The following is a 9,624-nucleotide window of genomic DNA, read 5'->3' as shown; positions in this document are numbered from 1 at the left end:
TTTTTCACCCAAATTTGTATGCTTATTAGCATAACATTTCTTTCTTAATGGGTGGCCAAATTAACTATGCCACTACACACTTACATTGTCTGCCATTTCTTTAATCGCTTTCAATTGTGCAGGGGTAACATCAAGTTTCATTTGATTCAATCCAACATTTAAAAAATAGGTTTTGACTCTTGGTCTTCCCAAGAACAATCAGGGTTTTTGCATTTAACTCTAGTGATTCTTGTATCTGCTGCTTCAAACGGCATTCCATATTCTTTGTCGTGCTTTCCCAAAGCGCACTTTAATGGCTGTATCGAATCATTTAATTTATTGAGATATTTCATTAATAAATAGAGAATAGGTTTTAATAAGAACTTCCATACCAAAGCACAGAGAACAAGAAAGGCTAATGCCTGTAACAATTCGTTGTTGATTGTATTTTCCATAATTTCATTAAGCCATTCACTTTTAACTATTAAACCCTTAGCCATGCTGACACTCCAATTTTCGTCATACTCATATTTCTTGATCTTAGGGATATAGTAGCACGTCCTTAACGTGCTGTAAGTTGTTTTTCAACCAAGCTTTATTCAACATCCCCCAATCTACAACCGAGTACGAACCGCCTTTGTTTTCAAGCGCTATAGAGAGCTCAGGAATTGCTGCTAATGTGTCTTGAGCTGTTCGCCTCGGCATTCCAGTAGCTTCTATAATTGCTGGCACAGTGTTAACGCCAGTGCTAATCAGCCAAGTCACGTAAGCTCGCCTATATAAGCTAGTTTTTGTTTTGCTATGTGTCATTTAATAACTCTGTGAAAATATTTTTAAAGCTAATCATTTTGAGCTTCCGGTGGTAACAATATATCCTCAAATGTTTTTGTTGTTTGAAGCATAAGCTGGCATAATAACATACGTTTTTACTGGTCTACAGCGCCGTAAGTGAAGTATAACTTGGCATAATATTGAAGCTTATAATGGCATAAAGTTACCAAATATAAGCTCTATAAAGCCAATCTCATAAAAATACCGCCAAGTTTAGTTGACTGCTATGTGCTGTGAGTTCAACCACTCGATGCAACACACTGATTAAATCGCTCCGCAGGTGTTTCGTATTCCAGTGTTTTCCGCGGTCTCTCATTAAGTTGTCTGGCAACTTGGTTTAATCTTATCTGAGAATGCTCATTTAAGTTAGTTCCTTTTGGAAAGTATTGTCTTAATAGCCTATTTGTATTTTCATTGGAACCGCGCTGCCAAGGTGATTGTGGATCGCAGAAATATACTTGAATATCTGTAGCTAGAGTAAAGTCTTTATGATTAGTAAGCTCACATCCTCTGTCCCAAGTTAATGATTTATAAAGCTCTGCTGGCAACTTATTAGCTTGTTTAATCAACGCTTCGATTACTGGCTTTGTTTTATTACTAGGTACTTTCACTAACATTACATACCTAGAGTGTCGCTCAACTAGAGTCGCGATAAAACTGTTTCCTGAGCCTTGGATCAAGTCTCCCTCCCAGTGGCCTGGAACAGCTCTGTCTTCAATATTTGATGGCCTTTCACTAATTGGTACAGCGTCGACTATCCTTCCTAACCCTTTACCTTTAAGAGTGGCGTGTTTTGATTTCCTGACTACCCGCTGCGTCCTTAAGTGTTTTTGTAGCTCTTTTTTTAAGGCGCCGCGGGTTTGTATATATAGGGTTTTATATATTGTTTCGTGCGACACATTCAAATCCTCATTATTGGGATATCTCCGCCTAAGCCAACCAGAGATTTGCTGAGGTGACCATGCAGATTCCATCTTTTGAGCAATGATTAAACATAATTCTTTGTTGCCATACAGCTTACAAGGCTTAGGGCGTTTGGCATTTTCCCAGGCAACTTTGTCAGCTTTACTCGCTCGATATTTTTTAATCCCGCCGTGGCGGTTTACTTCACGGCAAATAGTGGAAGGAGAGCGATTAAGATATCTCGCTATTTCTCGAAGAGACTTACCTGCTGCTAACCCTCGTGAAATGTCTTCTCGCTCTGCAAGAGTTAGTGTTGTTGGTGAGCGTTTGGGCTCAAGCGGCCGAACACCACCTGTTTTATGGATAATACCTAATATAGATGAATGGTATCGATCAAATAATCTTGCTATATCATGCGCACTATCACCGCGCTGATATCGATCCCAAATTAACCTTCTTTGTTCTGCATTATAATAAATACGCTTTCTCTGTTTCATGTGAACGCTCCTTTAACTAATAATAAGGATAGCGTTGCATTCACCAGTTGAACTCACAGCCATAAGCGGACATTTAACGCCTTTGTAACTGGCCAAGTAACCAGTTGCCTAAAATTGTGTAGTGAAACCTAGCCAATTGTTACTTGCCCTAGTTAATTGACTCGTTAGGCATACTTTTCTCAATACTATCAAGCAAGGAAAGTATGTCTTCAACAAAGCACTCTAGAACCACATTTAATGTCCAAGATTTTTTATATTCAACGCCTTTAAATTGAACCGCAATCTTATACTCAGGATCAATAAGTCCGCTAGGTGGAACTGTTTTGGAAAAAGAATCTGCATGAATAATTTTATCGCAGACCTGCTTAAGAGTTGCAGGTTTCTCTATTAACTTATCATCGAAATATAACCATGATGAATTTGGTAATTCCAAATTCGGTTGATTGATTGCATTTTGATAGAGATTTACTCTAATTGCTATTACTAGACTAAGAAGATTGCTAGACACTAAATTATGTAAAGTATCTTCAACATTTTTAGACATGACTAATCTAGAATTTTCTGATGAAAGACTACTTGTTGTTAAATCTAATCCATGACAGATTAAACACAAGCGCCTAATTTCATTGAAGTCTTGCTTGTGCTGACCAAAGATATCGCGCATTTACTTTCCTGTAAGCCTAGTGAGCTGATCGCGCATATGTCTGCTCGTGTCACGCTACTTTTCTACTTGAGATAGTTTTAACAAATTACCTAACATATTGCTATCAAATAGTTTCCTATTCTCTTTGAACAAAGCTAAATAGAACAACGTGCGCGCTGCTCATTTCCGTGAATGTATGAGCATACAAAAATTCGACCACTGAACTAGTTATTATACTTAGTCAATATTAATGTCCCTTAATCGCTCTCAGCCGAACTTCGTAAAAGTGCCAATTGCGGACATTAGTAACTCTGCACTCTGCCGCTCGTCGGCAGCAGCTTGTTAGGCTATTTTTTTCGATAATTCACCTGATTAAACAGGTTTTCCGTCGTACCAATTTCAAGCATCGCTTTTACCAAAGACTTCAACAGCACATCTGATGCTTCGTACAAACCAGTCAAAGCTATGGAAAAATCCATGATTTTCAGCTCTGAGATAATTTCGTACTGATGTAGAGCGTCGGCCTCTCTATGGGCAATAGTGTTGTGCCTTGCCTCAGAAATTTCATTTTCAATTGCTTTTCTTGCTTTCTTTAATTTTTTTAGGGCATCAACAACCATACTCCTTGAAGAATCAGACAATCCTGTCGATTCGTATATAAACTGCATTCGCCGTCCAGTAACTTTTCCCATATCCCACTCATAAATGGTTAAAAGCAGTGCACGTAACGCAATATTCCTTTTTGTCTCATTAGGATGAGCGAAAGCATCAGCTTTTAAAGCTTGGATATCTCTCTCAGCAAGCAAGAAATACAGGCCAATATTTAGAAACTGCTTTGTCGCAGGAAACAGCTCCTCATTGACCTTCTTGCATTCTTTCACTGTGATTTCTATAGCTCCGTTTATAACTTTATCTTTTGCTTTAAATTCTTTTTCCAATTTACGGTAAAGTCGCCACAAGAAAACAGCTTTTATCTGCCGCCCAAAATTTCTGTGGAATTTCATTCGAAACCACCGCTCTTGAACACTTCTATCTTTATCGAAAAACCTACTATTGAGCATCAAACTTCCATTGGTTTATTGCCTAACTAGACTGTAGAATAACTCCAACAGTCAAATTCAATTAAAAAATAGCTCCTACAATTCACTCTAAGCCTTTTTAGAGCATTAGGTAATGCATTTGGAACACATAAAACAGGCTGTTTTCCTTAAAAAAGTAATTCTGCAGCTTCAACTCCACGTTAAAGTGTGACAACCGTGTGCCATATTGTGAGCGCAGCGAAACTAGCACACGTTTGGAGTTACTCTTGAACGTTTTTTTCGTTACATTTATATTTCGAAGGTAAACATTGACTTAAAGCCACAATCAACGCGATGTTGAATGATTTTATGAACTGAATCATGTAACTCGTCAAACCTTTGCTTCTCTCGAATCACTCCATCCATATTTTGTCTACTGCTTACAAAATGGAATAATTGATTGTTCAAAACTGAAGATATCACACTAATATTGTCCAGTGACTTATTCAAATAGTTGTAGTCTTCTACAGCCTCTTTAGCTAGACAAACATTCCAGAATGATAGCTCTCTATTAGATTTATAAAGGTTTCGCCGTGCTTGATATAGGTTGCCCCAAACAATATTAAGATGCTCAATACGTTTGATTGATACATCTTTATCCTCAACCATCAATCCTGGTGTAGGACATATATGATCATAATGAAATCGCAACTCATGTAAGTTTTCTTCTATTTCATCTATAGCAGCGATGTATCTTTTGGCGACTAAATATGAATCCTCCTTTCGCTTGTTATTTAACCATTGAAAGTAGGTATAGAAACCAAAAATAAAACCAAGAGATGTAACAACTAAAGTACCAACATCAGTCCATTTGACCCCGTCAAACATAGCCGCTCTATCTGTAACACCAATGAAAAAGCCACAAGCCACAAGCTACCAGAAATAATCCAACAACCATAAATATAAGTATATTTTTCAACTAGTTGACACCTTTAATTCTGAATAACTCAAATATAAAACTAACATTTTATAGTCCGCTTATCGCGCATATTTCTGCCGACTTAACGCTCATTTTTCTGCTTTATATAGTTTTAACAAATAACCTAAGGTATTACTATCACTAAGTTTTCTAAAATTTTTGAGTAAAGTTAAATAGATCAATATGCGCGAGCAGCTCATTTTCATGAATATATGAGTAAAGAGCAGTTTGACCAATCAATTAACTATTATATTTAGCTAATCTCAATGACCGGTTATCGCTCAAGTAAGACCCTGAAAAGTAGCTCATATAGCTATCTAGGTTAACAACGCTATCAAAAAACAGAAGTATATTTCCGATAACTACTTTGAAGCCCTAGAAACGGAAGTTTACTTCCGAAATATGGCAATATAGGCTAAAAATCGGAAGTAAACTTCCGTTTTGTACTTTAAGATTATAAGCCGGTGTCTAGTGAAAGCTGGGAAATCCAAACTCGTTTCTGCCCCAAATAGAGTTAGCTCAGCAGTCTAAATGCCTCCATCAGATAATTTTTTCCATAATTTATTTAATGTTTACTTCATAGCTGAACATTAGGAATTTCACAGACTTTATTCAAATATTCTGTTAGTGTCTTATATATTCTCATAAATGCGGCAACCGCCTAAAATAACATTAATTTCATTAAGAAAATGCCGTAAAGAAAAATATATACCAAGGTCATATTTATTATGTCTCCGACTTTTTATCTTAATCGAACACTATTTAGTGACAACCAACGATTCACCGAATCAGAATTACTCAATGCCTCAAATTACATTGTAATTTTGGCTGAGCCAGGTGCTGGAAAAACTGAGCTTATGAAAAGCTTAGCTAATCAGTTAGGGACTAAGGAGGTTACGGCAAGTATATTTAGCTATATGGGAGCTAATAGCGAATATTCTCCTCTTGTCATTGATGCTTTTGATGAATTGGCTAAAGTTGATACTACAGGTATTCATAAGCTACTTTCTAATGTATCAAATGCAAGACCTACACATGTCATTATTTCAAGCCGTTCGAGTGAATGGGATAGTTCTGCCACGAACACTTTTGAACAATTTATCGGTCATGCGCCAACTGTTGCTCGGCTATATGAGTTTGATGAGTCTGAGCAACGAGAAATTTATACTCACCATACAAAAAAAGATAATTTTATAGAATTTCAAGCTGAGGTTACTAGGTTTTCGTTGGAACCTCTCCTCCCAAACCCACAATTTCTTAAATTATTTGCAGATGCTTATATTGAGAGTGAAGGACACTTTACTGACAAACGTTCAATCTTTACTCAAGCCATAACCAGCTTAGCAAGAGAAGTAAATGCTAACACTAAACCGACCCCTTCGCTTTCTAGTGATCAAAAGATTAACTTGTCTTCAGAAATTTTTGCAAAGCTACTACTCTCTGGTGCTGAGGGGATAGGAATAAGTGAAGCACACGAAAACAGGATGTATCCTCTGGCTGGTTCGCTGTTGAGTTCTAGTAGTGTGAATCTTAGTGGTATCCTAGCTACTCGCCTTTTTAAGCCTGGAGATAATGCAGATCAGCATCGACCTGTACATAAGATAGTTGCTGAATATTGTGCAGCAGATTATCTCACTAAGCGTATCGCTAACCCATCAGATCCTTTGACTATTGCACAGTGTTTGCCAATCATTGCTCCAAACTCTACTGTCCGAGATGAGTTAAGGGGATTAATAGGCTGGATGGCCGCACTGGGTAGCAAATCAATTGAAGAAGCTGCAATTGAACTTGATCCATATGCGGTACTCGCGAATGGCGACCCTTCTCAATTAGCTACATCGTCAAAGGCCATGCTTTTGTCACGTTTGAAGGAAGTAGAAGCTGTTGACCCTTACTTTAGGCGAAGTGACTCTTGGCGTAGGTTTAGTGTTGCAGGCTTATTTACACAAGATGTAATGGAAGAGGTTAAGCCAATTATCTCTGATGGAGGTGATGGCGATTTGCGAGACTTACTGCTTGAGCTTTTGGTGGGAACCCAAGCTGCAAGGTGGCTAGATATAGAGTTACGTCAGCTTTTATTATCGTCTACTGAAAGTAAACAAACACGTATGCTAGCTTACAAGTGCCTAATAGGGTTGGAATCTTACGATCCTCACTTAGACCTACGTGATTTAATTGCTGAAGCTAGCAGCTCCTCTTTAAATATCGCAGCAACTGTAATTGAATCAACTGATATTGACACCTTTAAACCGAATGAACTTGAAGTGTTCTTTCGGAATTGCGCTAACTTGTACCCTAGCCATAAACAAGACCTTGACGGTGCGCTAGGAGACCGTTACTTTGTTAAGCGTTTTATTTCCCATTTGAACGTACTACAGCTTGAAGGTTTGTTAGATTTATTAAGCAAAGGTTTGGCCTGCAATTGTGGAAAAAAAGCGTATGAATGCGAATGTAGAACAAGGTTAAGTAAAATAATTGGTTCACTTTTAGACTGCTACTTTGAGTTAGCTAAACCTCCGTTTGAACCATTGCGTATTTGGCAGTGGGTAGAGCACCTAAATTTTCCTAGGCAAATGAATACTCAAGATATTAAGTCGGTACAGGCTCTGCGGGCAGATGATCCATTACGGCAAGGAATTATTTCTCATGTTTTCGGAAAATTAACGGAACGAGAGGCGATATTTCAAGCTAGGATACACAAGTTTGGAGGTCATTATTCTCATGCGGGACTTTGTTTAAGCCTTGCTGACCATAGGTTTATAATTGATTTAGCATTTGAAAATAATAACACTCAGTTGTGGGCGAGTTTTTTAGCTCAGCATCAATTCAATCGCTTTTCCAATAAAAAGGAGCTTGATAGTTTACGCAGCCATATGCGTAAGCAAGCATCTCAAAAACCAGAGTTTATGAAAAGGTGGGCTCTGATGAATAGACAAGAGTCGATTCAGGCTAAAGAAGAAGATCAAAAGTGGAATGCTAAACATCGCCGGTTAATGAGGCGTCGTAAAAATAAAAAGAAACAAGTTCATGTGGAAAATATTCAGTATGTTCAAGCAGAACGTGAGTTAGTCGAGGGCGGTCAACATTGGGGATGCTTAGTTCGTTTTTCTCAGCTCATACTGAATAAACCCGAAAATATTGAATTAGAATTTGGTGATGAAGTACTTGTTCGAAATGCGATTAAGAATTGCTTGGGCTTTATAGCTTCTATAATACCTGTTCTGCAAAAGCTTGCTGATTTGCAGTGTGAATCTAAGGGGCTAGTAGTTGAGACTATTTTATATGCGGCTTGCATTGAAATCATGCGAGAAAGTGGGAGTTTAGAAGGGGTCGAGCGCCCACTTCTCCTTGCCCTCAGAACAAATTTAAATGTAGGGTACAATGCTGTCAGTCAAGATGAAGCTATTGCTCTTAAATCTGAAGTCGATCGCTTGCTTTTTCCTGATGTTGAATCTGCTGAGAAATTTCTTCTTGAATACGTTGAGCCTCAATTAGCACAAAATAAATGTGCTCACCCTGAAGTTGACTTATTAAAATACGATGAAGTATTCAGCCCTTTACAAGCTAAGCTCTCAATTGAATGGCTTGAAGGTTACGATCAACTTGAGTCATCTGCTCTTAATACGCTTTTTGAAATTGCAGCACAGTATGGGGACCGAGAAAGCTTGAAAAGTATTATTGAGTTGCGCTGCGGTCAGTTTTTGTTTGGCCAATCAGAATCTAACGATGATGAACAATTAGAACAAAGGCGAAAATTTTGGTTTGTTAGAGCTTTTTACTTTTTAAGTATAGAGCAAGCAGAGCCATACTGGAATTGGCTTACTGGTGATAAAAATTCAATATTATTACTTAACGAACGCTCAAGCCGAATGAACCGAAGTGATCACTCATATTGGCCAGCACTAACATCTTATAAGGTGTGTGCTATTTTAGAAGCATTTTTTGAACAATGGCCAAAGGTTAAACTACCAAGTAATTGGGGGACTGGAAGCCCTGATGGAGAGACTGCATATCGTTTCTTAACAGATATTATTTGGTCTATCGGAAATGGTAGCCCAGATGAGGCGATCCCTGTTCTTCATCAATTATTAGCTGAACCTCATTTTTCTGATATTCATATACCGCTGAAAAGTATACAAGCAGAGCAGTTAAGGAAGAAAGCACTAAGAGACTTTGAGCCACCGACTTCAACGAAAATCGTTGATTTATTAGATAACAATGCTGTTGTTAGTGTTGAAGGATTACGGCAACTTATTCTTTTAGAGTTAATTAGTTATCAAAAGGATATTGATGGTGGAGAATTTAATACAGCAAATCGTTTTTATACAAAAAATACAAATGGGGATGATATACGACTGGGTGAAGTTGAGTCAGTTGAAATTATTGCCGAACGTCTCAATTTACTTCTTAGCACTCAAAGTATTGTAATCACTTCTGAACATCAGACCAAAAATCAAAATAGGATTGATATCACTGCTGCTAAAACAATAGACGGCATAAGGCGACTTCTAGTTATTGAAGCGAAGGGGCAATGGCATCAAGATCTTTATTCTGCTGCCACAACCCAACTTTATGAGCGCTATTCAGTTCATCCCGATGCCGAACAACAAGGTATTTACCTTGTAATTTGGTTTGGTGCTAATGAAAAAGTTGCAAATAGAATTAAGCATAATGTAACAAGCGCACTAGAACTAAGGTAAGCGTCTAGCCAAGTGCACCTGCAAGTAACTCGTCAAAACTATTAAGCTATCCCTGAATTTCAATTAAGAGGTA

Annotated in this window: 7 protein-coding genes; 1 reads left to right on the top strand and 6 read right to left on the bottom strand. The window is 37.9% G+C overall.

Annotated elements, in window-relative coordinates; all coding sequences use genetic code 11:
- Positions 1 to 158: 158 nt before the first annotated feature.
- From I6E85_RS20445 to I6E85_RS20420, 6 genes are all read right to left on the bottom strand, one after another.
- Positions 159 to 479, bottom strand: coding sequence for a hypothetical protein (locus I6E85_RS20445; protein ID WP_024589356.1), 321 nt, complete (start codon positions 477 to 479; stop codon positions 159 to 161).
- Positions 480 to 519: 40 nt separating this feature from the next.
- Positions 520 to 789 carry a helix-turn-helix domain-containing protein gene (locus I6E85_RS20440; protein WP_024589355.1) on the bottom strand — a complete coding sequence of 90 codons (270 nt, stop codon included), beginning with the start codon at positions 787 to 789 and terminating at the stop codon, positions 520 to 522.
- A gap of 260 nt (positions 790 to 1,049) precedes the next feature.
- Positions 1,050 to 2,210, bottom strand: coding sequence for an IS30 family transposase (locus tag I6E85_RS20435; protein ID WP_024589354.1), 1,161 nt, complete (start codon positions 2,208 to 2,210; stop codon positions 1,050 to 1,052).
- Positions 2,211 to 2,358: 148 nt separating this feature from the next.
- Positions 2,359 to 2,874, bottom strand: a complete 516-nt coding sequence (locus tag I6E85_RS20430) for a hypothetical protein (protein ID WP_024589353.1) — start codon at positions 2,872 to 2,874, stop codon at positions 2,359 to 2,361.
- Between the two features lie 326 nt (positions 2,875 to 3,200).
- Positions 3,201 to 3,857 carry a hypothetical protein gene (locus tag I6E85_RS20425; RefSeq protein WP_139016120.1) on the bottom strand — a complete coding sequence of 219 codons (657 nt, stop codon included), beginning with the start codon at positions 3,855 to 3,857 and terminating at the stop codon, positions 3,201 to 3,203.
- Between the two features lie 324 nt (positions 3,858 to 4,181).
- Positions 4,182 to 4,760 carry a hypothetical protein gene (locus tag I6E85_RS20420; RefSeq protein ID WP_196812458.1) on the bottom strand — a complete coding sequence of 193 codons (579 nt, stop codon included), beginning with the start codon at positions 4,758 to 4,760 and terminating at the stop codon, positions 4,182 to 4,184.
- Positions 4,761 to 5,579: 819 nt separating this feature from the next.
- Between I6E85_RS20420 and I6E85_RS20415 the strand changes: the two genes are divergently transcribed.
- On the top strand, positions 5,580 to 9,551 hold the full coding sequence (locus tag I6E85_RS20415; RefSeq protein WP_197237292.1) for a hypothetical protein: 3,972 nt from the start codon (positions 5,580 to 5,582) through the stop codon (positions 9,549 to 9,551).
- The last annotated feature ends 73 nt before the right edge of the window (positions 9,552 to 9,624 follow it).

This window comes from Pseudoalteromonas sp. NZS71 (genome assembly GCF_015864715.1).
Lineage (GTDB): Bacteria > Pseudomonadota > Gammaproteobacteria > Enterobacterales > Alteromonadaceae > Pseudoalteromonas > Pseudoalteromonas arctica.
Note: the sequence above shows the minus strand (reverse complement) of the source record. Positions and strands in the feature narration are given on the sequence as shown.

Bases quoted from the DNA above. Each gene is read 5' to 3' on its own strand.
- I6E85_RS20445 (WP_024589356.1), bottom strand. From the start codon at position 479: ATGGCTAAGGGTTTAATAGTTAAAAGTGAATGGCTTAATGAAATTATG.
- I6E85_RS20415 (WP_197237292.1), top strand. From the start codon at position 5,580: ATGTCTCCGACTTTTTATCTTAATCGAACACTATTTAGTGACAACCAA.
- I6E85_RS20430 (WP_024589353.1), bottom strand. From the start codon at position 2,874: ATGCGCGATATCTTTGGTCAGCACAAGCAAGACTTCAATGAAATTAGG.
- I6E85_RS20420 (WP_196812458.1), bottom strand. From the start codon at position 4,760: ATGTTTGACGGGGTCAAATGGACTGATGTTGGTACTTTAGTTGTTACA.
- I6E85_RS20425 (WP_139016120.1), bottom strand. From the start codon at position 3,857: ATGAAATTCCACAGAAATTTTGGGCGGCAGATAAAAGCTGTTTTCTTG.
- I6E85_RS20435 (WP_024589354.1), bottom strand. From the start codon at position 2,210: ATGAAACAGAGAAAGCGTATTTATTATAATGCAGAACAAAGAAGGTTA.
- I6E85_RS20440 (WP_024589355.1), bottom strand. From the start codon at position 789: ATGACACATAGCAAAACAAAAACTAGCTTATATAGGCGAGCTTACGTG.